Genomic DNA, 24008 nt, shown 5'->3' with positions numbered 1-24008 from the left:
CACTCGCTCGACCCACTCGCTCGACCCGATTCAGGAACCGGAATGACTCGACTGATTTCGTTTAACGTCAACGGCATCCGCAGCCGTCCGCACCAACTCGAGGCGCTGAAGGCGCGGCATGATCCGGATGTGGTCGGCATCCAGGAGTCGAAGGTCGCCGATGAGGCCTTTCCCGCCGCCGCCATCAGCACCCTTGGCTGGCGCGCGGCCTACCATGGCCAAAAGGGCCACTACGGCGTTGCACTGCTTAGCAAGCGCGATCCGCTGCGGGTGATCAAGGGCTTCCCAGAGGATGGCGCAGAGGCACAGAGACGCGCCATTACTGGCTTCTACGAGCTCGATGACGGGGCCGAGCTGGCAGTCATCAATGGCTATTTCCCGCAAGGGGAGAGCCGCGCGCACCCGACCAAGTTTCCCGGCAAGCAGAAGTACTACGCCGATCTGGCAAGCTACCTGCGCGAACATTTCAGCCCTGATCAACCGCTCGTGCTGATGGGCGACATGAATGTCGCGCCACAGGACGCGGACATCGGCATCGGCGCCGACAATGCCAAGCGTTGGCTGCGCAGCGGCAAATGCAGCTTCCTGCCCGAGGAGCGCGAATGGCTGCAAACCCTGATGGACTGGGGCTTACACGACGCCTATCGCTGCATTCATCCAAACTGCGACGACAGCTTCAGCTGGTTCGATTACCGCTCGCGCGGCTTCGAGCGCGAGCCCAAGCGCGGACTGCGGATCGATCTGATCCTGGTCTCGGCACCGGTGCGCCAGCGACTGCGCGACGCCGGCATCGACTATGACATCCGCGCGCTCGAGCGGCCGTCGGATCACTGCCCGGTGTGGATCGACATCGATTAACGGACAGGCCGACCCCATTCTTTGCCGACCGTCAGCCACTGCGCCAACCGGCCGCACTAGCCAGGAGACCACGATGAGCGAAAACAAGATCCACGCATTCGAAGGCAACGAGATCGATGTGCACTGGGACCAGCGCCTGTGCATCCACATCGGTGAATGTGGACAGGCCGACAACAGCCTGTTTGAGGGCGGCCGCGAGCCCTGGTGCGTTCCGGACCAGGTCTCCAAGGCCGAGGTCCGCGAGGTCTGCGAGCGCTGCCCGAGCGGGGCGTTGAGCTACATCGACAAAGACGGCTCGGCTGAGCAGCCCGCGGCTGAGAACAGCGGCCAAGTCGTCTACAACGGCCCGCTCTACCTGACTGGCGAACTCGACATCGAGGGCGCACCGGAGGATATGCCGGGGGTTCGCTTCCGTGCCGCACTCTGTCGCTGCGGGGCGTCGAAGAACAAGCCCTTCTGCGACAACAGCCACATCGAGGCCGGATTCGAGGATTTCGGCGCCATCGGCAAGAGCGGGCCAGGCCTCGAGGCCAGCGGTGGGCCGCTGAAGATCAAGGCCATCCCGGACGGACCTCTCAAGGTCGAGGGCAATCTCACGCTGCGAGCGGCCAGTGGACGCATCGCTTGGCAGGGCACCAAGACCGCGCTCTGTCGCTGTGGCGCATCGAAGAACAAACCCTTCTGCGATGCCAGCCATCGCGAGGCGGGGTTCAAGTCAGACTAGCTCTAAGACGCTGTGCTTGAGACCGGCAAAGGCGGATGCGGGAAAATCGCCCGTCAATGTGCCCGATGTTCATCTGAATCCTTAGAGCCTCATCGAGAGCCTCATCGAGAGCCTCATCGAGAGCCTCGTCGAGAGCCTCGTCCAGAGCATCATCGGCCCATGTGCCGCCTCGCGGCGTCGGGCTATAGCACAGGCGTCACCAGGTCGGCATCAAGCACGGGATCGGCCTGCAGCCCAGGCCGCTGATCGACCTCATCGGGGTCGATCACGCCTTTGATCCGCACGGGGAGGAGACGGTTGCTCAGATCCACTCCAGAGGTCGGGATATGCGCCAGGAGGTAGCCCGGCGTGTAGCCTACCTGCACTGAGACGTCGAGCGAGGCGTCGTCTTGCTGGCCGCTGACGAAGCCCTCGATCAGAACCTCCTGAACCGATCCAACCTGGCGCTGCAGCCAAGCACGTTTGAGGCGCTGGGCGAGCACATGCAGCGCGCGACTCCGGGCGCGCTTGACCGACGTTGGCACCTGATCCGCCATCTCGGCAGCGCGGGTGCCTTGGCGTGGCGAGTAGCTGAAGATATGCAAGCCACCGAAGTCCATCTGCTCGACGAAGGCCAGGGTTTGCATCCATTCTGACTCGGTCTCGCCGGGAAAGCCGACGATGATGTCGGTGGTGAGGTTGAAGTTCGGATGCGTGCTGCGCGCCAGCTCGGCCAGCCGCGCAAATTCCGCCGTCTTGCAGCGCCGCGCCATCCGCTTGAGCACACTGTCGGCGCCGCTCTGGAGCGGCAAGTGCAGATGCGGCATCAGGCGCGGATGTTCAAACAGCCGCCAAAACCGCTCCGGCAGATCCCAAGGCTCGACCGAGCCTAGCCGGACCCGTGCCACATCAGTCTCGGTCAGCACGGCCGCCAGCAGCTCGCTGAGGCTGGAGTCGCAATCGCTGCCATAGCCCGCGGCATGCACCCCGGTCAGCACCACCTCTTGAATGCCATCGGCGACCAACTGGTTGATCTCGGCACAGACCTCGGCGATCGGTCGGCTGCGCTCCTCGCCGCGCGCGCGGGTCGTGATGCAAAAGCTGCACTGATAACGACAACCATCCTGGATCTTGACGAACGCACGCTGCCGACCGCGCGCAAACAGCGCCGCCGCGCCGGGCTCGGTCGCCGCCTCGGGCATCAACGGCAGCTGCAGGGCTTCCTCGGCGATGGCGACCAAGCGATCCTTGTCCTGGTTAGGCACCACCAAGTCGATCCCGAGCTCACCTAGCTGATTGGCCTCGAGCGACACTGCACAGCCACTCACGACCAAGCGGGCACGGGGGTTTTCGCGCTGCAGCCGACGCAACAGTTTGCGTGATTTACGCACCGCCTCGGCAGTGACGGCACAGGTGTTGACCACTACCAGATCCGCCGCATCGCCCTCGCCGCTGATCCGGCAGCCGCGGGCCTCCAGCTCCCGCGACCAGCCGGTCAGCTCGGCTTCATTGAGCCGACAGCCTAGAGTGCGCAGCTTGACCCGCACGCCGTCTTACCAAGGATTAGCGCCAGCCAGGCATCTGGCGACGCGGGATCAGGACGCGCACCTGCTCAGCGCCGTCTTCACGCGTCAGACCCAAGACATCGCCATCAGGCGGCACCGGCAGCCGACGCGTGCTGCTGCCGGTCGAGACACGATAGCTCTCGCGATAGCCGCGACCATCATCGAACGTCTCTGAGCGGCGGGTATGCGCATCGCGCCGCGTCCGCACGAGCACATTTTGTCCGAACGGCCGTACCTGCACATTGTCTGGCGCCAGCCCATTGAGATCGATGATCAGGATGTAGGCCTCCTCGGTGCGCTCCTGCGTCATCCGCACCTGCCCCGTACTCCAGCGATGCCCGGCGCCGGAATCAGGTAATGGCGCGCGATAAGGCATCGCCGGCGCCGGCATAGGCTGCGCGCCGACCGGCCCTTGAGGCGGTGCGGCGAAGCTACTGGTGAGCGCCACCAATAGGCTGATGCCGAGCGCAGCAGCCGTTAAGCGGGCCATCGACCCATTAGCTAAACATGGTTTCATTGGACCAGTCCTCTACAGGTGAGCAAAGGGGATTCAGCACAACTTCAATTATAGGCGGGCCAGCTTACGCAAGCAGCCGAGCTCGTCCTAACGCTCATGGCGCCGCGCCACCCCGGCAGATGAATCGCACGAGATCCAGGTTTAGGCTCATCGCGCCGCCAACCCTGACGATGAAGTGTTTGTTGGACGATAAGCCATTGTCGCAACCTCAGGCACGCAGCTTCCAGGTCGGACAGCCGGCCGTATCAATGAGCCCATGCCGCAGCAGCCAGTCGCGCGCATCGGCCGCGTCTCGCTCGAACCAAGCCGCTGTACTGCCGAGCCTAAAACTGTAGCCCCAGGCGTCCATATCAACAAAGAGACGCTCAGCACCAACCGTCACGAGCTGGTTGGCCATTAAGATCTGCAGATAGCAGACCGCATCTTCCTCGGCAAAGCCGCCACCGGCGTCGGTATGCAAAGCGGCACGGCGCTCCGCATCCATGCAGACGAAATGCGCGGCCTCATGCAGCGCCGAATGCACCGGGGTATCGTCGCGCAGATAGATCACTGAGCCGATCAGCCCCGCCTCCGGCGCGCCCCAATAAGAGCCTGGGATCGGTGCCGCAGACTCGACGCGCGCCGTGCACAGCGGCTTGAACCGGCGCAGTAATGCATCGATCTCAGGACGGCAGTCGTGGTAACAAAGCATCTGGTCGTCTGTCTTCTCTATCGAATCGATTGTCGTTGATGGCCTATGACGCGGTCCCAGACACCCTGCGCCAGCGCCTGCTGCGCTTCACCAAGAGGATTCTTCGATGGCACGCCATGCCCCCGACACCTTTTCAAGTCCTGCAACTTCAAGCCCCACGACTTCTAGTCCTACGACTGTAGCTGAAACGACACCCGGAACAACCCTAACGGAGCAACTCGAGCCTAGCCGCATTCAGGTCAGCCAGATGGATCAGATCGCTGCCCGTGCGATCGCGATCATGAGCGTCTTGGGTGGGCTCGGCCTCGGTACCCTACTGATGCTTGCACTCGCAGGACCGGCCCCAGAGCGCCTGCAGCAGGATGCCGAGCTCGCCGGCTTAGTGCGGAGCATGGTCCTGGTGAAGGGCATCATCCTGCTCGCCGCCCTGAGTCTCCTGACCTGGCGGCTGGGCCAGCCTGTCGCGCGACTGCCGCTGCTCGGCTACGCGGTCAGCCTTGGCGTCTCGGCGGCTGCGCTCGCCTGGATGTGGAGCCTGAATGCGATCCCGATCGCTGCCCTCTTCTTCTACGGCGGCCTCATCAGCGGCTTCTTCACCGCATCGCGCGACCACGCTCTGCCACCGAGCCGATCCAACGCCTAGCAAGACCTAACGATAAACAACCCGCGCCGCCAGCCCGCCAAACCGAAGCTTGCCCGACGCGAGCGAGGCATCAGTTGCCAACAGCCGAGCTGAACGTGCTAGCGTAGTGGGTTTTTCACGCCGTTCCCATCTCGTATGCTCGCACTCAGCGTCCACCAGCTCAGTAAGACCTATGCCAACGGCCTCCAGGCCCTCAACGCTGTCGATCTCCAGGTCGAGGCAGGCGATTTCTTCGCCCTGCTTGGCCCGAACGGTGCTGGCAAATCGACGCTGATCGGCATCGTCACCTCGCTGGTGCGTAAGAGCGGCGGTCGCGTCGAGGTCTTCGGCCACGATCTGGATCGCGAGCCAGAGGCGGTGCGTGCGAACATCGGCGTGGTCCCGCAAGAGTTCAATTTTAACCTGTTCCTGCCCGCGATCGAAGTCGTGCTGAACCAGGCCGGGTACTTCGGGGTACCGCGCAAAGAGGCCCGCGGCCGGGCCGAGATGCTGCTGCGCAAGCTCGATCTCTGGGACCGGCGTGAGACCGAGATGCGCCGACTCTCCGGCGGCATGAAACGGCGTTTGATGATTGCGCGAGCACTGGTGCACCGCCCGCGCCTGGTGATCCTCGATGAGCCCACCGCGGGCGTCGATATCGAGATTCGCCGCACCATGTGGGGCTTCATGCGCGAGATCAACGCCGAAGGCACCACCATTATCCTCACCACGCATTATCTGGAAGAGGCCGAAAGCCTCTGCCGCAACATCGCCATCATCGACCATGGACGCATCCAGTCGCGTACCGATATCGCCACCTTACTCAGTGAACTCGACACCGAAACCTTCGTGCTGAACCTCAAGGGACGCGTCTGCCAGCTGCCGTCGCTCGGTGGCTTCGTGCTCGAGCACATCGACGAGAGCACACTCGAGGTGCAGATCAGCCGCGAGCACACCATCAACGGGCTGTTCGAGGCGCTTTCGCGCAATGGCATCGAGGTATTAAGCCTACGCAATAAGCAGAACCGGCTGGAAAAGCTGTTTCTCGATCGGGTCGAGGCGGGCCGAGGAGCAACCCCATGAACATCAACGCCGCAAACAAAGGACCGCTGATCGACGCCAACCGCTGGCGTCGCTATCAGATCACCTTCACCACCCTGTTCAGCAAGGAGGTGACGCGCTTCTCGCGCATCTGGATCCAGACCATCCTGCCCTCGGCGATCACCACCACGCTCTATTTCGTCATCTTCGGCCGCCTGATCGGCGATCGTATCGGCCCCATGGAAGGTCTCGCCTACATCGATTTCATCGTCCCCGGGCTAGTGCTGATGGCGGTGATCACCAATGCGTACAGCAACGTCGTCTCCTCGTTCTACAGCAGCAAATTCTCGCGCTACATCGAGGAATTACTGGTCTCGCCGGCGCCAAACTGGGTCATCCTCGCTGGATACGTGGCCGGCGGCGTTGCCCGCGGCCTCGCCGTCGGCAGCGTGGTCTTGATCGTGGCCGCCTTCTTTACCCGCTTCAGCATCCACAATCTCGGCGTGACCTTTTTGATCCTGCTGCTCACCGCCATCCTGTTCTCGCTCGGTGGCTTCATCAACGCCATCTATGCCAACAGCTTCGACGATATCTCGATCGTACCAACCTTCGTGCTGGCGCCACTCACCTATCTCGGCGGTGTCTTCTACTCGATCGAGCTGCTGCCGCAGCCCTGGCAAACCCTCTCTCTTGCGAACCCGATCCTGTACATGATCAACGCCTTTCGCTATGGCCTACTCGGCGTCAGCGATATCCCGCTCGGCTTAGCCTTCCTCATCATCGCCATCTTCATCGCGGCCCTCGGCTACTACAGCCTGAGCCTGTTGCGACGAGGCATTGGCATCAAGCAGTGAGGCCGCGGCTCGCGTCTAGATCAGACGATCCCTGCTTGTGACCCGATGCCCGCAATGGGATGATTAACTTCTGATTTCGCCTGCTGAAACACACTGCACCGCCGAGACGGGTCTCAGCCCGGCCGTGACGGTGCAGCAGGCACACCGAACCGCCCCCTTCAGGAAACACGCCGAGTGGCCAAAGCCAAAATCACCGCTCCTTCGCCCAAACGCAGGCCACCACGCCGGCGTCGCCGTGGGCTCGGACTCTGGGCCTTTTTCTTCAGTTCTGTCCTACTGTTAGCCCTCATCGGCGCCTTAGGCCTCGGGCTGTACGGGGTCCAGCTCGACAAGGTAGTCCGCGAGAAGTTCGAGGGCCAACGCTGGGCACTTCCCGCGCGCGTCTTCGCGCGACCGCTCGAACTCTATGTTGGCCGCCCCATCACCCAAGATGCCCTCATCGGTGAGCTCGAACGACTCAAGTATCGACGCAGCGCCGGCCTCGAGCGCGCCGGTAGCTTCCAGGCCGAAGGCGATCGGGTCCTGATTCGCACCCGCCCGTTCCGATTCTGGGACGGCTCTGAGCCGGAACAGCGGGTCGAGATTCGCATCGCCGATGGGGTGGTCACCGACATGCGCTCTGGCGCTAACGGCCGCGACCTGGCCCTGGTCCGGCTCGACCCCGCCCTCATCGCCAGCATCTATCCGACCCACAACGAAGACCGGGTTCTGCTGCAGCGCAAGCAGCTGCCACCGCTGCTGATCAAGACCTTGCTCGCGGTCGAGGACCGGAGCTTCTACAAGCACCAGGGGATCGACCCAAGGGGCATCATCCGCGCCGCCTACGAGAACCTGATGGCGGGCCGCACGGTGCAGGGCGCCAGTACGCTGACGCAGCAGCTGGTGAAGAATTTCTATCTCACCCAAGAGCAGACCCTCGAGCGCAAGGCCAAAGAGGCCTACATGGCCGTGCTGCTAGACCAGCGCTACTCGAAGGACGAGATCCTGACTACTTATGCCAATGAGGTCTATCTCGGTCAGGATGGCAGTCGCGCAATCCACGGCTTTGGTCTCGCGAGTCGGTTCTATTTCGACCGCGACATCGATGAACTGACGGTGCCGCAGATCGCGCTACTGGTCGGCATCCTGAAAGGCCCGGGTGAATACAACCCACGCCGCAACCCGGAGCAGGCAACCGCGCGTCGCAACCTGGTCATCGACGTCATGGCCTTCCACCAGATCATCACCGCTGACCAAGCTGAGGCGGCCAAGAACAGCCCGCTCGGCATCAAGGACGGCGGTGCCAAGCCGTCCGGCGTGTACCCCGCCTTCGTACAACTCGTGCGCCGCCAGCTCCAGCGCGACTATCGTGAAGCGGACCTGCGCTCCGAGGGGCTGCGCATCTTTACCACCCTGGACCCATTGATCCAGAGCCAGACCGAGGCCGCCATCGACGAGCGCATGCCGCAGCTTGATAAGCAGCGCGGATATGCACCCGGCACGCTCGAGACCGCAGCGGTGGTCACCTCGGTCGCTCAAGGAGAAGTGCTGGCGATCGTCGGCGGCCGCGACACCGAGTATGCGGGTTTCAATCGCGCCCTCGACGCCGTCCGCTCGATCGGCTCGGCGATCAAGCCGGTGATCTATCTGACCGCATTGGCGCAGCCCGAACGCTTCTCGCTGGTCAGCCCGATCGCCGACAAACCGATCAGCCTGCGCGCCGGCGGCGAGCTGTGGACGCCGAAAAACTACGATCATCGAGTGCATGGCACGGTGCCGCTGTACAAAGCACTAGCCAAGTCCTACAACCTCGCGACCGTCAACCTCGGCCTCCAGGTTGGTGTCGGCGAGGTCGCCAAAACACTGCGGAAGCTCGGTGCGGTGCGCCCGGTCAGCGAGGTACCGGCGATGCTGCTCGGCTCGGCCTCACTGCCACCGATCGAACTCGCCCAGGTCTATCAGACCATCGCCGCCGGTGGCTTTCGCGCCCCATTGCGCGCCATTCGCGAGGTGCTCGACGCCTCCGGCCAGCCACTCAACCGCTATCCGCTCGCGGTCGAGCCGGTGGTCAGCAGCGATGCCGCCTATCTCACCCAATGGGCCATGCGTCAGGTGGTCGAGCAAGGCACCGCGACCTGGCTCAAGCAACGCCTACCGGATGGAATGACTGTCGCCGGCAAGACCGGAACCACGAATGACATGCGCGACAGCTGGTTCGCCGGCTTCAGCGCCGACCGCGTGCTGGTGGTCTGGGTCGGACGTGATGACAACAAACCGATGGGCCTGAGTGGCTCGAGCGGTGCGTTGCGGGTCTGGGGTGACATCATGGCCGAGATTGGCAGCGAGCCGCTGAGCGACGCTTTCCCCGACACGATCGAGATCGCCAGCGCTTGCGGAAGCAGCAACATCCCCTTTAGCCGTGGCCATACCGGCGGCAGCGCGGCCTGTGGCGGCGGTGGTGGCGGCGGCGGCCGCTCAAGGTCAGAACCCGCGGCCAATGACAATGACGAACCGAAGCTGGCCCAAGGCTCGCCTGCGAACACGCCCGATCCGCAACCGCCACGCCGCGAGCGCAATGAGCGGCCTCAGAACAGCCCTTTCATGAGCGATTTTTACGGCAACTGATATGTACAAGCACCTGATCCTGCTGATGCTCTTACCGCTTCTGCTCACCGCCTGTACCTCGATGGAGCGCAGCGGACCACCGGCACCCATCGTCGCCGTGCAAGAGGCGCCCAAGCCCGTTGTCGACACACCTCCAGCCGAAGTAAAACCACCAGCGCCGCCAGCACCAGAACCGACCCGGGTCTACGCCTATACGCCACCTGAATCGATCAGCGACACCCCTACTGAGCCAGCGCCGCCCAGCAGCAGCTCGGCGCCATCAGCTGCTGCGACATCGGCTGCTGCGCCATCGGCTGCTGCCGCACCGACGCCAGCGGCCCAGAAGCCAGCCACTCAAACGCGGACGCAGCAGACGCGGCAGACGCAGACCACCAGCGTAGACCGAACACCGGCAACGCCGAGTCCAGCCAGCCGTCCGCCAGCCGAGACGGCACAACCAAGCTCAACGCCATCGCAAACGGCTCAGGCCAGCGCCGACACGCCACCGACACCGCCCCAAGAGTCCACTCCCCCGGCGACACCTGAGCCCGCGGCAGCCACCCCGCCAGCGGCCGCCCCACCGGCACCTGAGGTCGCCAGCGCGGCGCCCGCAGGCGGTCTTGCACCGAACGACATGCCACCCGCCGTCGCCTCCCTCGCCCAGCGCGCCGAGCAGCAGCGCCAGTCTGGCGATGCCGGCGGCGCGGCCGCTACCCTAGAGCGCGCGCTGCGCATCCAACCGCAAGAGGCCTACCTGTGGAATCGGCTCGCGCGGGTCAGGCTGGAACAAGGGATGAGCGATTCGGCGGCCAAGCTGGCTTCCCGCTCGAACGCGCTGACCGGCGACGCACCGGCCCTGAAGACCAACAATTGGGAGATCATCGCGACCGCCCGCCGCCAATCCGGCGACATCGAGGGGGCGGTGGAGGCCGAGCGTAAGGCTGCCGGCGGCTAATGCGCAGCGATCGGAGCCTGTGGATCAAACCCCATCAACCCCCGCGAACCCGATTCAGCAGGCCGTGCACCTGGCGCTGGCGGCCGATGGGCCGCTCGCCGAGCGGCTGCAGCAGTTTCATCCGCGCCCGCAACAGCAGGACATGGCGCAGCGTGTGGCCGACATCATCGGGCGCGGCGGTGCCCTGATCTGCGAAGCCGGCACCGGCACCGGCAAGACCTTCGCTTACCTGGTGCCAGCGCTGTTGAGTGGGCGCAAGGCGGTCATCTCCACCGGCACCCGCAACCTCCAAGATCAACTGTTTCAGCGTGACATCCCGTTGATCCGCGCCGCGCTTGGCGCGCCGATCGAGATCGCACTGCTGAAGGGACGCGCCAACTATCTCTGTCGCTATCGGCTCGAGCTCGCCTTCGAGGAGCCAACGCGGCATCGACCCGAGGTCAGAGCGCACCTACAACAGGTGCGCGACTGGAGCAGTCATACCCTGCAAGGCGACATCGCCGAGCTGCCAATCCCGGAAAACGATCCGGTCTGGCCCGCGGTCACTTCCACCGCCGATAACTGCCTTGGCCAAGGCTGTCCGGTCTTCAACGATTGCCATCTGCTCGAGGCCCGCCGCCGCGCGCAGGCGGCCGAGATCGTCGTCGTCAACCATCATCTACTCTGCGCCGATCTGGCGCTGCGCGACGAAGGCTTTGGCGAGGTCTTGCCCGCCGCCGATGTCTTCATCATCGACGAGGCGCATCAACTGCCCGAGGTCGCCGCCAGCTTCTTCGGCGTCTCGATCAGCGCGCGCCAGCTGATCGAGCTAGCACGCGATGTCGCTGCTTGCGATCGGCGCGATGCCGGCGACGTGCCAGACCTGCCGCTCGCCTGCGACGCACTGCAACAGGCCGTCGCCGAGCTACGCCTCAGCCTGAGCCAAGACCTTGGCTATGAAGACCGCCGCGGCCCTTGGCAACAGATCGCCGAGGCCCAAGGCGTCCAAATGGCGCTCGATGGTCTCACGGAGGCACTGGACGCGCTCGCCAGCACCCTAGAGCCGATTGCCGATCGCTCGCGCGGTCTGGAGCAGGCGGCCGCGCGGGTGACGGCGATGCGCGCCCGGCTGGAGCTGCTGCTCGCCGATGAGCCAACGCCTGAGACTCAGCAAGGGCCTGAAGATCAGCCCGGATACGGGCGCGACAATCACCCCGCTGAGCCACTCAGGTACGAGCGCGATCCTGAGCACCAAGCGTCCGCGCCTGATGCCAGCCGAGACCAGATCGGCGCGCATGGCGCTGTTCAGCCCGGTGGCGAGCGTGGCAGCGAACCAACCCGCGTGCGCTGGTTTGACCTCCAGGGGCGAAGCTTCCGCTTCCATCAGACGCCGCTTGATGTCTCGGAGGTGTTCCGCGAGCAGCGCCATCGGCACCAAGCGGCCTGGGTCTTCACCTCGGCAACGCTTGCGGTTGGCCGCTCATTTGCCCATTTCGCCGGCCGCGTCGGCTGCGAGGATGCCGAGACCGCGCAATGGGACAGCCCCTTTGATTACGCCCAGCAGGCCCTGCTCTATTGCCCCTCAGGCATGCCAGAGCCATCCCAGAGCGGCTACACGACGCGGGTGATCGAGATCGCCCACGAGGTCATCAGACTCAGCCAAGGCCGCGCCTTTCTACTCTTCACCAGCCACCGCGCCTTGCGCCAGGCCGCCGCCCAGCTCGAATCCCGCATCAGTTACCCTTTGCTGGTCCAAGGCCATGCGCCACGGGCAGAGCTGATCGAGCGCTTTCGCCAGCTCGGCAATGCCGTGCTGCTCGGCACCTCGAGCTTTTGGGAAGGCGTCGATGTGCGCGGCGAGGCGCTCTCCTGCGTGATCATCGACAAACTGCCGTTCAGCTCCCCGGCCGATCCGATCCTGCAGGCGCGTGCTGATGCGCTGAAGCGCCAAGGCGGCAATCCGTTCCGGGATTTTCAGCTCCCGCAAGCCGTCATCGCCCTTAAACAGGGCGCCGGCCGGTTGATCCGCGACCACCAAGATCGTGGCGTGCTGGTGGTTTGCGACCCGCGCCTGAACAGCCGCGGTTATGGCCGAATCTTTCTCAACAGCCTGCCGCCGATGCGGCGCACCGATGATCTGACGGAGCTGGAGGCCTTCTTTACCCCGTCACCCTGACGCAGCGGCTCAGCACAAGCCGAAAAACAGGGGATTGGGATAATCAATCCGACGGGTGATCAGTCCTGCGCCAGCCCGGCCTGGCGCAGCAGTGCCCGCAGACGGGCGTTTTCGGCCTCGGCCGCATCGGCCCGGCGTGCCTCATCCTCGGCCCGGCGCCCCTCCTCCCGAGCGCACGGAATCCGTTGGCCCTGATACCAGAGCCGTACCTTTCGACCCAGCCGCCACAGATCCGGCTCCAGCACCTCCAGCTCTAGACCCGGCACGGCCTGACTGCGAAAGCGCCGATCCGCGCGCAGTGTCGCCTCCCGATAGCGGCTGGCGTCCGCATCGAGCCTAAACCAACGCAGCGCGCGCGGGTCCTTCAACTCCGGATAGAGCAGTCCGAATTCCGGAACGCCGTTGGTGGCATTGCGGTCGCGCATCCGCTCGCTGTCCTTGCGCTCCTTCTCCGCGCGCTCGGTGCTCACCACCTCCAGCGCCAGCCGCAGATCCGTGGCCAACGCCCGCTCCGGGTCAGTGGTGTCCGCCAGCGCGTAGTCCGGATAGAGAATGCGCTGCTTGTCGTCCTCCTGGACCCAGTACCAAATCGGGTTGTCGCTCAACACCCGCAAACCAGTCCAGTCGGCGAGCTGATCCAAAAATGCTCCCAGGTCGCGGATCATGGCGGAGTGAGCCGTCGATTGCGCCATGTCGAATTCGTCGTCGTAATAGGGGATGCCAATCGTGGCCTCAGGCGGAAAGGGCTGCCGACACAGCCGCGCGCGCGCGATCTCGGCGGGCGAGGACGGATAGGATTCGCGGACGGGCTGGGCTAGCGAAGACATCGGCGACTCCGGCAGGGTGGCAAACATGCGTTTCGAGTGGCGAGCACTGAGGACAAGCAGGATAACCGATCCTGATCCAGTGAGCTTTAGCGCGACAGGATCGACTCGATCGCCCCCGGACATCCACCCGATGGGCGATGCCGACAACGCCCAGCGCGCTGTGCTAACGGAGAGATTCAACCCTGCACCAATGCCAGCATCTGCTCATAGCTCAGTTTGCCACCATCATCGGCGCCACTGAGCAGACCATCGGCCAGATCACGCTTGCTCGCGTGCAGTTTGAGGATACGCTCCTCGATGGTGTCTTTGGCCACAAGCCGATAAACCGTCACCGGCCGCTCCTGACCGATGCGGTGGGCACGATCCGAGGCCTGATCCTCGACCGCGGGATTCCACCAGGGGTCCATGTGAATCACATAGTCAGCCGCGGTGAGATTCAAACCGGCACCGCCGGCACGCAGGCTGATCAGGAACAGATCGCCCTCGCCGGCCTGGAAGGCATCCACCGCCGCGCGCCGCTGCGCCTCCGGGGTCGATCCGTCGAGATACTGATAGCGGATCTGGCGCCGATCGAGATGTTCTCGGATCAGGCTCAGATGATCGACGAACTGGCTGAACACCAGCGCCTTGTGGCGGTTATCCAAGAGTTCGTCGACGATCTCGGCAAAGGCCTCGAGCTTGGCACTCGGCAGCTCGGTCTCCGGCAGCGCGAGACGCGGATGGCAACAGACGCGCCGCAGACGCATGATCTCGGCCAGCAGCAGCAAGCGCTTGTGGCCCGGTCCGGCCTTGTTGCCCTCGCTATCCAGGCGCTCCATGGCCTCGCGCCGCAGCGCCTCGTAGAGCGCCATCTCGCCAGCGCTGAGCTCGAGCTGCAGGTTGATCTCGGTGCGCGGCGGCAGCTCAGCCAGCACATCGGTCTTCAGGCGCCGCAGGATGAAGGGCTTGAGCAACTGCCGCAGTCGCTGTCGCGCGCCCTGATCCTTGTCTTGCTCGATCGGGGTCGCGAAGCGCTGGTTGAAGCGCTGCATCGAACCCAACAGGCCCGGATTGATGAACCGGAACAGGTTCCACAGCTCGCCGAGATGATTCTCGATCGGGGTGCCGGTGGTGATCATGCGAAAACCACCCTTGAGCGCCATGATGGCCTGCGAGCGCTTGGTCATCGCGTTCTTGAACGCCTGCGCCTCGTCGGCGACGATGGTCTGCCATTCGACCTGGCTGAGGCGCTCACGCTCAGTCTGCAGCAGTCCGTAGCTGCAGACCACCAAATCAAACGGGCCTGCCGCCTCCAGCATGGCACCGCGGTCGCCGTCTCCGAAGCGCAGCGGGCTTAAGGTTGGCGCAAAACGCTCGGCCTCGTTGAGCCAGTTACCGCAGACCGAGGTGGGCGCCAGCACCAGGGTCGGACCCCGCGGCGCCCGGGTCAGAATCAAGGCCAATGCCTGAATGGTCTTGCCCAGCCCCATATCGTCGGCCAAGCAAGCGCCGGCGCCCCAATGCGCCAGCCGTGCCAGCCAACGGAAGCCTTCATGCTGATAGTCGCGTAGCTCGGCCTGCAGGGTCGATGGCAGCTCCGGCTCGAAGGCCTCGATCTGCGCCAAGCGATCGAGCAGACCGAGCCACTCCTGACTGGCCTCGACCTGCATGCCGTCGATCAACTCATGCACCGCCGGCGCCGCCAGCGGATGGAAACGGCCGTCATCGACTAGGCTCGCGAGCCCTTGCAAGCGCCGTCGCAAGGCGCTGCTCAGAACCAGGAAATCGCCCTCGCCAAGCCGCACGTAGCGGCCCTGCGCCGATGCAACGCGCTCGATCAGCTCGCGCATCGCCAGCACCCGACCGTCATCGAGCTGCAGCCCGCCGGCGACATCGAACCAGTCGTTCTTCTGTCGGACCTTCACCTGCAGGCGGCTCAGCCCGATCTCTTCACTCAACGCGATGCGCCGCCCCTGCGGCCAATCCAGCTGCACCTGATCGCCCAGCGCATGCAGTTGCTCGAGCGCCGCCAGCGCCTCTGCGGGATCGGGCAGAGTCCAGGTCCAGTCCTGCGCGTCGTCCCAGTCTGGCCCGAACTCAGGGTCCAGCGCCAGACCCGCATCCAGCATCGCATCGAGGGCCGGATCGAGCGCTGAGCGCAACACTGGACAGGCCGCAATGACAGTCTGAGCCGCCGCTTTCTCTGCCGACAGATCGCGGGTGCAGCGCAGTGGCCGTCCCTCGTGTTCAGTGAACAGGATCGCGCGGCCAGCGCCTGGCCGCAGCTGTGGACCGATGTCACCGAACGGATGGATGAAAAGATCCAGCCTTAGCCCCTCATCGCAGGGCATTAAATGCATGTGCGGGCGGAGATCGGCCTGAATCGCCTCCGCCTGGCCGTCTCCGCCGCCGATATCCGAGTGCACGGGAAGCATCGGCGCGACCGCGGTGAGACTGTCCAACAACGCCTTTTCGCCAGCGCGCGGGATCGCCAGGCCTTCAGACCCAAGGATGCGCGCGATCTCGCGATGACCGGCATCAAACTGGATCACCCGCAGTCGCTGCGGGGTCTCCTGCACCGGCAGCAATGAGCGACCGTCCGGCGGAAAGGGCTCAAGGCTGACGAGGATGTCCTGGTCACGACGGATCACGCTCAGCGCCGGGGCGCCACGGATCAGCTCGACCGGCACCTCCGGCGCATCGGGCCGGAACACCAGCGGATGGCCAATCGCGGCCAACAGCGCCCGATCGAGATCCATATTATAGCTGCTGCGTCCATAGCCACCGGACCAACCGACCTGCTGCTCGCATGTGATCGCCTCGCAAATCGCCCGATCCTTTGGCGTCAGATACGGGAAACGCTCCGGCTCCTCGGCCAGACGTTGTAGCGAGACCGCGCGGCCCTGGGTCCAGCCACCACGCTTGGTCCGCTTTTGCTCCCGCGGCTCGAGCTGGGCAATGCCGCCGCCATACAGGGTCAGAAGCCAAGCCATGCGGCGGTTCGCATCCTGCCGCTGCCCGACCCGATCAGCACCCGTGTCGCGCTGTGCTGCCAGGCCCTTGAGCGCCTCGAGCGCAATCTCCCAGGTCGGCTTAGGTGCCAGCAGATCGGTCAGCAGCACCTGGCTGCTCGGAGGCTCCGCCAACGCAGGCAGCTCATCCTCGACGCCAAACCGCTGGAGCAAGACCACCGCCTCACGCGCATACCAATCAAGCCCCGCCCGGGCCGCCTCCGCGGCGCTGTGGCGGAGCGCGATCAGACTCTCCGCAGAGGGCCGCTTGCCAAGCCAGTGCAAACAGAGCGCCTGAAACAGTGCCGGGAAGGCGCCACGTGGGGCCAGGCTCTGCAGCAGCCAGGCGCTCTCGGCGACGCGCGTCTGCCCAGCGAGCACGGCCGCGAGATCATCGATCAGCCGGAACACCGGCTCGAGCAGGTCGGTGACGCTCGCCTTCAGACAGATGGCCACCTGCTGCCGGACATACTCCAGATCAGCGGGTTCGCCACGCTGCAACAACGCCAGCAGATGCAAGACGCCAGGGATACCAGGGACATAGAGATTGCGCTTGCGGGTACGCCGACGTTGCCATTGCAGCGCTGCCTCGAAAGCCTCGATGGCCGCCGGATAGGCGCCCTGCAGCATCGACAGCCAGCCGGTCAGGATCAGCGCCTGCGGATGCTCGCGTCCGGTCAACAGCTCCGCAACCTGATCGAGCTGACCCCGGAGCAGACGCTGTTCGGCGAGCGCATCAGCAGCATCCGGGCAGCTTGGCACCAGCGGCGCGAGCAGGCGTTCCATCAGCCGGTACGAGCTTGGCTTGGCGTTGAGATCAAGGGCTGCCTCGCGCAGCATCGGCGCCAGCGCCAGCACCTTCAGCCGCGCGGGCAAGGTCTCGAGCCAGGCCGGATCAGCAGAACGCGTGCAGATGCGGGCAAGCAGCTCGACCTGCCGATAACGCACCTGAGCAAACGACTCGACGCCCTGCAACGAGAGCATCTTCAGGACCTCATCCTCACGCCCAGCGTAAACGGCAATACGCAGCTGCCGAAAACGTCGTTCATCGCTAGGCCGATCCCAGGCGTTGCGCATCGCCACCGGCACCACCTGCTCAGCCGCACTGACGATGGCCTCGAAGTTGCCATCGGTGAGGGTCTCGCGGGTCAGCGGCTCGAGCAGGTCAGGATGGCAGACCAGCAAGTTGCGTCGCTGCTCCATCAGGCCTGCATTGAGCATGCGATCGCGCCACAGCTTGCCAAGACGCTCCTTGAGCGGAGCGCCGCGCCGGTTCTTCCAGCCTAGCGCATCCAACACCCCGCCAAGTGTCGTCTGACTAATCGGCTCGCAGACCACCGAGAGCACGCGCAGGATTCGGCGCTCGTCGGCGATCAACGACTGATAGGCGGCGCGGCGATCGCTCATGCTCGACGCTCGCGGGTGCGGGCTGGCAAGGTTAGCTCGGCGGACCGGCGGCAGCGAGTTTGGTCTAAGATGCGGATCGCGAGCATATCCTTCGGTTCGTGCACTGACGGGATCTTGAGCTGGGGAAAGTCCCCCATGGTACAGTCTGCACGTCCAACGTCCACTTGGCCGCCACATTCCGATATGAAGATCCTGGCCCTAGAAACCTCAGGCAACGACTGCTCAGCCGCCTTGCTGATCGACGACCAGCTTGAGCAACGCTGCGAGACTGCGCCACGACGGCACGCCGATCTGATCCTCGGGATGCTAGAAGCGCTGCTACAGGAAGCACATCTGCCCCTTTCAGCGCTGGACGCGATCGCCTACGGCCGCGGCCCGGGCTCGTTCACCGGCGTGCGTATTGCCACCGCGGTCGCACAGGGTATCGCCTTTGGCGCCAATCGACCGGTGATTGGCGTCTCAACCCTTGCCGCCACCGCTCGCGCCGCTTACCGGCAGACCGGACAACGCAAGATCGCCTGCGCACTCGACGCCCGCATGGGTGAGGTCTATTGGGGATGTTACCGGATCGACGACAATGATCAGACCAGGCTCCTCGATCTGGAATCGGTCGTTACACCCGATCGCACGCCCGCCCTGGATGGCTCGGGTTGGTGTGGCGCCGGAAGCGGCTGGGAAGCCTATCCAACCCTCGCCGAACGCCATCAAGCGTCGCTTATGAGTGATGCTAATCCTGACCCTGACCCTGACCCTGAGTCAGAGCCAACGCGAGTACGCCTGCTCGCAGACAGTGGCCCACAGGCCGAAGATATCGCCTGGCTAGCCCGCGCCACCGCACAGAACGCGCAGCGGCCGGATCAGGCGCTTCCGGTCTACCTTCGGAATCGGGTCACCGACGTTCGACCGAAGCCCGCTGAATCAAGCTAGGTCTGGGCGAGCCGGGCTTAGAACCCAAGAGAGCCTCAGGCTTCCGGGCTCAGGTGGTGGCCGCGGCCCATCTTCGGGGCGTGATGGCGGCAGTGGCGACGCATACAGCTCACAACATAGTGGATCAAGGTTACCTCGACCGCGACAAACACGATCAGGCCAATCGCAATTCGCGTCTCGGGCTCCGGCTGTGACAGGCCAAGTGTCAGCCAAGTGACAAATCCGGTGATCCCAGCGATTACAGTCATGAGCACGAACGGCCACATCGACGAAAAACACGTCTTGCACAGTTTCATCACAACCATCCTCGGGCGCACAAACGCGACCTGTTTTTAAGTTTTTGGTCGAATACTTGATAAGCATAGCCGAACTCTCGGCTGACGACGACAACCACGAGCCCAGATTGGAAATCAACCATCCTGGTCGTCTTGTTCTGAAAAGCATATAGCCTGTTCAAAAACAAAACAACTGTATCTTGACTAACCAAACAGCAAAACAAACGCTTGTCAGCGCCGCCGCTGCTTGTCTGGCCGCAACCGAACCCGATACCAAGGTCGCACTGACGCGCCAGGTTTCGGCGCGTTGGGCAGCTGGGGAGATCGCACCCGGAGCGCCGGCCGATTGGCATCCCCTGCAAACCTCGGGTCGCCCTGCCCGACCACGGCTGGTCTCAGCCCGCGAACTCCCTAAACGCAAGCTCAACAACCCAGCCGGACTGGCCTCACTGGTCCACGCCGTCGCCCACATCGAGTTCAACGCCATCAACCTCGCTTGGGACGCGGTGCAGCGCTTCACACAGATGCCAACGGCCTACCAAGCCGACTGGGTGAAGGTCGCCGCCGAGGAGGCCGAACATTTCGTCTTGATGCGCGATCGGCTCCAAGCCTTAGGCTACGACTATGGCGACCTCCCCGCCCACGATGGTCTCTGGGACATGGCACACCGCACGGCGGGCGATGTCCTCGAACGCATGGCGCTCGTGCCACGGGTGCTGGAGGCACGCGGACTCGACGTCACACCGGGGATGATCGAGCGGCTGCGCCAGAGCGGGGATCATGACACCGCGGATCGGCTCGAGATCATTCTGCGCGACGAAGTCGGCCATGTCGCGATTGGCAGCCGGTGGTTTCATCACCTCTGTCAAGAGCGAGGCCTGGAGCCGCGTGCAACCTCCCTAGCGATGATCCGGCTTCATCTGCACGGCCAGGTTCGCTGTCCGCTGAATCGCGCAGACCGCTTGAGGGCCGGCTTTGATGGCGCCGAACTCGATGACCTTGAGGGATTGTGTGCCGGTGGGCGACGGCCAGCACAAAGCCAGCTGACATGACGGCCGCTCATAAAAGCCCAACCTCGCCCGGCGAAGCTGACGATCGGCCACCGATTCACGCTGACTCGGGTGTCCGCGTTCACGCCCCCCTGCTCTCAGTATGACGCTCGGACAGGTACATCCCGACCAAGACGGCGACGCAGAACACGATATAGAACTGGCCGATCATGCCTTCGAGCACCGTCAGCGTCTGCGCCAGATGCGACATCGGGACGATGTCCCCATAGCCGATCGTCAGCAGCGAGACGAAGCTGTAGAAGTACAGCAGGTCATACAGTTGCAGCATCTCGAGATCAGTACCATGCGGGCCGAAGTCGAAGGAGCCGGGGACGAGCAGTTCGATATTGAGGAAGACGACCGTGAAGGTCGCGCCGATCAGCAAGTAGACGCACAGACCGCCCAACACGGCGTCTAAGGTGATCCGGTCGCGTTGCAAGATATACGAGACGATGGACAGGATGGTCGCGACCATGAACGCCCCACTGACGACACCGAGGACAACGGTCATGAGCCGGTTCGGCGACAACAGCAGGATGCCGTAGGCAACGACAGTGAGTCCAAAAAGCGCGGCGCTGAGCCAGAACAACCGCCCATGCTGGATCAGCACCAGAATATAGAAGATCAAGACAAAATAGGTCAGGTCTCCGATCGCGCCGAGGTAGAGGTTGTTCTCGAAAATCGGCAGTACCGCCATCTGCACCATCATGTATGCGAACAGCATGATGAACGGCGCTTGAATACGTCGGCCCTGGGCTGTTAGATGCATGGAGAACACCTACTCTGATGTCGGTGCGTCGCCAGACTGATCTGCTCCGACCGTCCGCGGAAAGATCAACTGCGCCGCCTTGTCAGCGGCAACGGGCTCGCTGTAGAGATATCCCGCCAGCATACCCGATTCCACCTCCCTATCGACCTTAGTGTCGTTAGTAGGCGTCGATATCGGCTTGTATCTCCAAATAGCCGGCTGCGCCACACTGCTCATCTTTTCTCACACAGCGCTAACGACCGATGAATCCGAGCCTGTCCTGGCGATCTCTTCCGAGAAATCCTCGCAGAAGAGCGCGGGCGACAACAGCGCCCTACTTCAGCTTGACACAGTAGTTTCCGCTGGTTCGATATCCCTTCGGACAGTGCTTAAGCTTGATAATGACGTCGTTGTCGCCGCTGTCGGTGCGCTCAAGCGGCACACAGTACTCGCCGCTGGTACGGTACCCGACCGGGCAGTGGCCCACCTTCGGGATGGGCGTCTTGTCCTGATCCGCCAGTGCTGCCGTTGGCAACAGCAGCATGACGACTCCTGCGCCGACGAAGGCACGAACGGTGTTCCGCAGCACATTCAGTGGTCGTCTTTTCATCTGCATCTGCTCATTTCTGCCGAAGATAAGTCACCTCAAACGCCTTGCACGGCCGTAACTGCTGCAGGCGGTTCGCGAAGGCAAAGGCCTCGTTCATCTCGTAGTGCTGGAAGATGTCGAGGCCCCGGTCGAGCGCGATCTTCCAGCCCGTGTCGGTGACGATGTGGCGGGCATGGATCGATTTTGACTGGTCAAACTCCCAGTCGAAGTTGATGTCGATGGCCTCGCAGGCCTCCTTGATTTTGCCAAGATTGTCGCGCTGCTGCTCGCCCCTGAAGTCATCTTCGACGGTGACGAGCCTGATCGACACCTCCTCGCCCGGCTCCTTCTGGCGAACCACGGTTTCCACGAACTCCATAAAGTTGCGGACCTGATAGAACAGCCGGATATAGGGATCGGTGACGGTGATGCGGCTCGCGCCACGAACGTAGGGTCCGAACAGCGTGTCGTAGGTCACGCCCTTTTGGTTCTCGATAAAGGTCAGATGCCCTTCTTTCGGGCCAGCCGCATCGTCTGTGCCGCCAGCCGCGTCCTGTGTGTTCTGCGACGCGGCTGCCCCCTGCTCTGCCAGCGCCGGCCTTCCCGCGACATCCGGTTCCGCTTCCGCAATGGTTCGGTGGTAGTGGTGTGGGTACTCGACCTCCTCAAGCGTGGTCACGACCTTCTCGGTGCCTTGCGCGTCGCTGTAGTGGAACGCCACCGCGGCATAGGTGGAATCGATGCGCATCAACTGATCCTTGACGCGTTTTCGCCCCTCCATCGAGAAGCGCAGCAACTCCTCGACCTCCTCGCTGGTCGCGCCGTCATGCGGAAACAGGATCTTCATCAACCCGGAGAAGGTCTTGTGAATGCCGTCGCGATCCCGGGTCGAGATGTCGGAGGACAGGCTGAAATGCGGCTTGTATCGGTCTGAGAAGTCGTGATCGCGCAAGGAGCGCAGGATCTCGGCCAGGTAGTCGACGACAAAGCCATAGCCGTTCGAGAACATCTCGTTGCGGATGATATCGACCTCCCAGCCCGGCACATAACAATGCAATCGGTCCAGGAAGGCTGAGTCGTAAAACCTGTCCGGCAGCTCCTCGAACAGGTCCGAGTGCTTGAGCATGTAGGGCACGGCATGACGGGTGTTGCCGACGAATACCATCGACGCCTCCGCGCCCAAGGTCTCGATCCCGCGGGAGAACGACTTGTTCGCCATGTAGTTCTTCAGGATATCGACCAGCGCCTTATCCGCACGCTTCTGCTTACCGGCAAACTCGTCAAAGGCCACCACGTCCCAGTAGCCCACCAGCCCGATCTTGCCGGTCGAGTTGTTGACGAACAGCTTCGGCACCGTCACCTCGCCACCGGAGATCAATATCCCGTGCGGGGAGAACTCGGAGAAGATGTGTGACTTACCGGTTCCCTTGGGTCCCAGCTCGATCAGGTTGTAGTTGCGCTCGCAGAACGGGATCAGCCGGATCAGTTGGGTCAGCTTGCTGCGGCGACCGAACAGCTCCGGGTTAAAGCCCATGCTCTGAACCAAGAGGTCGATCCACTCATCCAGCGAAAACTGCCGTCGCGCCTCCAGGTAGGCGTCAAAATCAAAGTGCGAGAGCTGGATCGGCTTCAGGGTCGAGAGCATCCAGGGCGTAGCACGATTGTCCTCGGTGAACTGGTACTCGATGTCGCAGATGCACCAGACGCCACTGACCAGCAGTTTCGGGTGCGCCTTAACGGTGTCCGAGTCCACCAGCACCTTCTTGATGCCCAGGTTGGAAAACTCGGCCTCATAGGCATCGGTCTTCTCGTTCAGCGCGACACTGACCTTATCGATGACCTTGTAGCGTCCCTTCTCCTTGATGTTGGAGCGGACCAAGCCGGCCTCGTTGCGGTGCACGAAGTGTTTGCGCAGGATCTCCTTGACCGTCTCGATGCCGGTCTGAATGGTTGGCTCGTCACTGGTCGCGCAGTACTGGCCAAGGAGATATTCGAGCACGTAGGATGGAACGATGGCATTGCCCTTGACGGCCTTGACCAGGTCCTTTCGCACGACGAGGCCGGGAAACCACTGGGTTATTTTTTTATCAAGAACATTCACTTGAGTTTAACTACGGAAGATGAAGATTTTTAACCACGGAATACACTGAATACACGGAAAAAATGAATTATGTGGGAAATTTGGGAATTGGAATATTAATAACATACAGAATAAGCGCAAAGGTTCATAGAACGATTCTTTCTATTTCGGCCTTTGGGTAGTAACCGAAATTGACTAGCAATGCTAGCTCATGCCCAGTCGCTTTTAGGTAATTGAGTGTTTGAGCACGATGCTCGTTGCCGAGTTCTTTAACGGCTTTCAGCTCAACAATAATTTTTGAATAACAGATGAAGTCGGGCCGATAAGTTTGCTTTAATGTCTCATTTTTGTAATGAAGCACAATCTCCTGCTGTGCAACATATGGGATACTCGCTCTCCTTAACTCTTTCTCCAAGCACTCTTGATAAACAGCTTCGAGAAAACCGCACCCCATTTCGCGGTACACCTCAAAAACAGCACCTCGTATCCGATAACTCTCTTCTTCATATTTCAATTTACCCATTTCCGTGTCCTCCGTGTATTCCGTAGTCAAAAACTCTCTTCTTCATATT

Annotated in this window: 20 protein-coding genes; 10 read left to right on the top strand and 10 right to left on the bottom strand. The window is 62.9% G+C overall.

Annotated elements, in window-relative coordinates; genetic code table 11:
• Nucleotides 1–42: 42 nt before the first annotated feature.
• Together xthA and CCR96_RS19535 are read left to right on the top strand one after the other, a co-directional pair.
• Nucleotides 43–858 carry an exodeoxyribonuclease III gene (gene xthA, locus CCR96_RS19540; RefSeq protein WP_201222491.1) on the top strand — a complete coding sequence of 272 codons (816 nt, stop codon included), beginning with the start codon at nucleotides 43–45 and terminating at the stop codon, nucleotides 856–858.
• Between the two features lie 73 nt (nucleotides 859–931).
• Entirely contained in the window at nucleotides 932–1582 is a 651-nt protein-coding gene (locus tag CCR96_RS19535) for a CDGSH iron-sulfur domain-containing protein (RefSeq protein ID WP_201222489.1), read from the top strand.
• A 182-nt stretch (nucleotides 1583–1764) separates the two neighbouring features.
• Here CCR96_RS19535 and mtaB read toward each other — a convergent pair whose 3' ends face one another.
• The 3 genes from mtaB to CCR96_RS19520 all read right to left on the bottom strand — a co-directional run bounded on the left by mtaB (nucleotide 1765) and on the right by CCR96_RS19520 (nucleotide 4334).
• On the bottom strand, nucleotides 1765–3108 hold the full coding sequence (mtaB, locus tag CCR96_RS19530) for a tRNA (N(6)-L-threonylcarbamoyladenosine(37)-C(2))-methylthiotransferase MtaB (RefSeq protein WP_201222480.1): 1344 nt from the start codon (nucleotides 3106–3108) through the stop codon (nucleotides 1765–1767).
• 16 nt (nucleotides 3109–3124) lie between these two features.
• A complete protein-coding gene (locus CCR96_RS19525) occupies nucleotides 3125–3616 on the bottom strand; it encodes an Hsp20/alpha crystallin family protein (RefSeq protein ID WP_201222472.1) in 492 nt (163 codons plus the stop codon).
• Between the two features lie 235 nt (nucleotides 3617–3851).
• Complete coding sequence (locus tag CCR96_RS19520; protein WP_242519222.1) at nucleotides 3852–4334, bottom strand: hypothetical protein; 483 nt, start codon at nucleotides 4332–4334, stop codon at nucleotides 3852–3854.
• Between the two features lie 247 nt (nucleotides 4335–4581).
• On the opposite strand from CCR96_RS19520, the gene CCR96_RS19515 reads away from it, so the two are divergent.
• The 6 genes from CCR96_RS19515 to CCR96_RS24775 all read left to right on the top strand — a co-directional run bounded on the left by CCR96_RS19515 (nucleotide 4582) and on the right by CCR96_RS24775 (nucleotide 12544).
• Nucleotides 4582–4977 (top strand): hypothetical protein, encoded by a 396-nt coding sequence (locus tag CCR96_RS19515; RefSeq protein ID WP_201222470.1) that lies wholly within the window; start codon nucleotides 4582–4584, stop codon nucleotides 4975–4977.
• A 135-nt stretch (nucleotides 4978–5112) separates the two neighbouring features.
• Nucleotides 5113–6039 carry an ABC transporter ATP-binding protein gene (locus CCR96_RS19510; protein WP_201222468.1) on the top strand — a complete coding sequence of 309 codons (927 nt, stop codon included), beginning with the start codon at nucleotides 5113–5115 and terminating at the stop codon, nucleotides 6037–6039.
• Nucleotides 6036–6851: an ABC transporter permease gene (locus tag CCR96_RS19505; protein ID WP_201222466.1), complete on the top strand. Its 816-nt coding sequence runs from the start codon at nucleotides 6036–6038 to the stop codon at nucleotides 6849–6851. Before CCR96_RS19510 ends, CCR96_RS19505 begins: the two co-directional genes overlap by 4 nt.
• A gap of 174 nt (nucleotides 6852–7025) precedes the next feature.
• Nucleotides 7026–9455 (top strand): penicillin-binding protein 1B, encoded by a 2430-nt coding sequence (mrcB, locus tag CCR96_RS19500; protein WP_338035917.1) that lies wholly within the window; start codon nucleotides 7026–7028, stop codon nucleotides 9453–9455.
• A 1-nt stretch (nucleotide 9456) separates the two neighbouring features.
• Entirely contained in the window at nucleotides 9457–10389 is a 933-nt protein-coding gene (locus CCR96_RS19495; protein ID WP_201222464.1) for a tetratricopeptide repeat protein, read from the top strand.
• A gap of 19 nt (nucleotides 10390–10408) precedes the next feature.
• Nucleotides 10409–12544, top strand: coding sequence for a DNA repair helicase YoaA (locus CCR96_RS24775; RefSeq protein ID WP_338035916.1), 2136 nt, complete (start codon nucleotides 10409–10411; stop codon nucleotides 12542–12544).
• A gap of 59 nt (nucleotides 12545–12603) precedes the next feature.
• Here CCR96_RS24775 and CCR96_RS19485 read toward each other — a convergent pair whose 3' ends face one another.
• Complete coding sequence (locus tag CCR96_RS19485; RefSeq protein WP_201222462.1) at nucleotides 12604–13371, bottom strand: Uma2 family endonuclease; 768 nt, start codon at nucleotides 13369–13371, stop codon at nucleotides 12604–12606.
• A 176-nt stretch (nucleotides 13372–13547) separates the two neighbouring features.
• Nucleotides 13548–17768, bottom strand: a complete 4221-nt coding sequence (locus CCR96_RS19480; protein ID WP_201222460.1) for a DEAD/DEAH box helicase — start codon at nucleotides 17766–17768, stop codon at nucleotides 13548–13550.
• A 135-nt stretch (nucleotides 17769–17903) separates the two neighbouring features.
• Between CCR96_RS19480 and tsaB the strand changes: the two genes are divergently transcribed.
• On the top strand, nucleotides 17904–18695 hold the full coding sequence (gene tsaB, locus CCR96_RS19475; protein ID WP_242519221.1) for a tRNA (adenosine(37)-N6)-threonylcarbamoyltransferase complex dimerization subunit type 1 TsaB: 792 nt from the start codon (nucleotides 17904–17906) through the stop codon (nucleotides 18693–18695).
• 35 nt (nucleotides 18696–18730) lie between these two features.
• Here tsaB and CCR96_RS19470 read toward each other — a convergent pair whose 3' ends face one another.
• Nucleotides 18731–18991, bottom strand: a complete 261-nt coding sequence (locus tag CCR96_RS19470; protein ID WP_201222450.1) for a hypothetical protein — start codon at nucleotides 18989–18991, stop codon at nucleotides 18731–18733.
• 179 nt (nucleotides 18992–19170) lie between these two features.
• Between CCR96_RS19470 and CCR96_RS19465 the strand changes: the two genes are divergently transcribed.
• A complete protein-coding gene (locus tag CCR96_RS19465; protein WP_201222448.1) occupies nucleotides 19171–20022 on the top strand; it encodes a ferritin-like domain-containing protein in 852 nt (283 codons plus the stop codon).
• Nucleotides 20023–20101: 79 nt separating this feature from the next.
• On the opposite strand, the gene CCR96_RS19460 is transcribed toward CCR96_RS19465, so the two are convergent.
• The 4 genes from CCR96_RS19460 to CCR96_RS19445 all read right to left on the bottom strand — a co-directional run bounded on the left by CCR96_RS19460 (nucleotide 20102) and on the right by CCR96_RS19445 (nucleotide 23959).
• Entirely contained in the window at nucleotides 20102–20788 is a 687-nt protein-coding gene (locus CCR96_RS19460) for a potassium channel family protein (protein ID WP_201222446.1), read from the bottom strand.
• A 313-nt stretch (nucleotides 20789–21101) separates the two neighbouring features.
• Nucleotides 21102–21377: a hypothetical protein gene (locus CCR96_RS19455; protein ID WP_201222444.1), complete on the bottom strand. Its 276-nt coding sequence runs from the start codon at nucleotides 21375–21377 to the stop codon at nucleotides 21102–21104.
• A gap of 10 nt (nucleotides 21378–21387) precedes the next feature.
• A complete protein-coding gene (brxL, locus tag CCR96_RS25365) occupies nucleotides 21388–23457 on the bottom strand; it encodes a BREX system Lon protease-like protein BrxL (RefSeq protein WP_201222442.1) in 2070 nt (689 codons plus the stop codon).
• 124 nt (nucleotides 23458–23581) lie between these two features.
• Nucleotides 23582–23959 carry a GxxExxY protein gene (locus CCR96_RS19445; protein ID WP_201222440.1) on the bottom strand — a complete coding sequence of 126 codons (378 nt, stop codon included), beginning with the start codon at nucleotides 23957–23959 and terminating at the stop codon, nucleotides 23582–23584.
• Nucleotides 23960–24008 lie beyond the last annotated feature (49 nt).

This window comes from Halochromatium roseum, assembly GCF_016653315.1.
GTDB lineage: Bacteria > Pseudomonadota > Gammaproteobacteria > Chromatiales > Chromatiaceae > Lamprobacter > Lamprobacter roseus.
Note: the sequence above shows the minus strand (reverse complement) of the source record. Positions and strands in the feature narration are given on the sequence as shown.

What these genes read in the sequence shown, in the direction of transcription:
- CCR96_RS19480 (WP_201222460.1), bottom strand. Translation starts at nt 17,768, where the DNA reads ATGAGCGATCGCCGCGCCGCCTATCAGTCGTTGATCGCCGACGAGCGC.
- CCR96_RS19460 (WP_201222446.1), bottom strand. Translation starts at nt 20,788, where the DNA reads ATGCATCTAACAGCCCAGGGCCGACGTATTCAAGCGCCGTTCATCATG.
- CCR96_RS19510 (WP_201222468.1), top strand. Translation starts at nt 5,113, where the DNA reads ATGCTCGCACTCAGCGTCCACCAGCTCAGTAAGACCTATGCCAACGGC.
- CCR96_RS19470 (WP_201222450.1), bottom strand. Translation starts at nt 18,991, where the DNA reads ATGAAACTGTGCAAGACGTGTTTTTCGTCGATGTGGCCGTTCGTGCTC.
- CCR96_RS19445 (WP_201222440.1), bottom strand. Translation starts at nt 23,959, where the DNA reads ATGGGTAAATTGAAATATGAAGAAGAGAGTTATCGGATACGAGGTGCT.
- CCR96_RS19515 (WP_201222470.1), top strand. Translation starts at nt 4,582, where the DNA reads ATGGATCAGATCGCTGCCCGTGCGATCGCGATCATGAGCGTCTTGGGT.
- tsaB (WP_242519221.1), top strand. Translation starts at nt 17,904, where the DNA reads ATGGTACAGTCTGCACGTCCAACGTCCACTTGGCCGCCACATTCCGAT.
- CCR96_RS19455 (WP_201222444.1), bottom strand. Translation starts at nt 21,377, where the DNA reads ATGAAAAGACGACCACTGAATGTGCTGCGGAACACCGTTCGTGCCTTC.
- CCR96_RS19535 (WP_201222489.1), top strand. Translation starts at nt 932, where the DNA reads ATGAGCGAAAACAAGATCCACGCATTCGAAGGCAACGAGATCGATGTG.
- CCR96_RS19485 (WP_201222462.1), bottom strand. Translation starts at nt 13,371, where the DNA reads ATGTCTTCGCTAGCCCAGCCCGTCCGCGAATCCTATCCGTCCTCGCCC.
- CCR96_RS19495 (WP_201222464.1), top strand. Translation starts at nt 9,457, where the DNA reads ATGTACAAGCACCTGATCCTGCTGATGCTCTTACCGCTTCTGCTCACC.
- CCR96_RS19505 (WP_201222466.1), top strand. Translation starts at nt 6,036, where the DNA reads ATGAACATCAACGCCGCAAACAAAGGACCGCTGATCGACGCCAACCGC.
- CCR96_RS19525 (WP_201222472.1), bottom strand. Translation starts at nt 3,616, where the DNA reads ATGGCCCGCTTAACGGCTGCTGCGCTCGGCATCAGCCTATTGGTGGCG.
- xthA (WP_201222491.1), top strand. Translation starts at nt 43, where the DNA reads ATGACTCGACTGATTTCGTTTAACGTCAACGGCATCCGCAGCCGTCCG.
- CCR96_RS19520 (WP_242519222.1), bottom strand. Translation starts at nt 4,334, where the DNA reads ATGCTTTGTTACCACGACTGCCGTCCTGAGATCGATGCATTACTGCGC.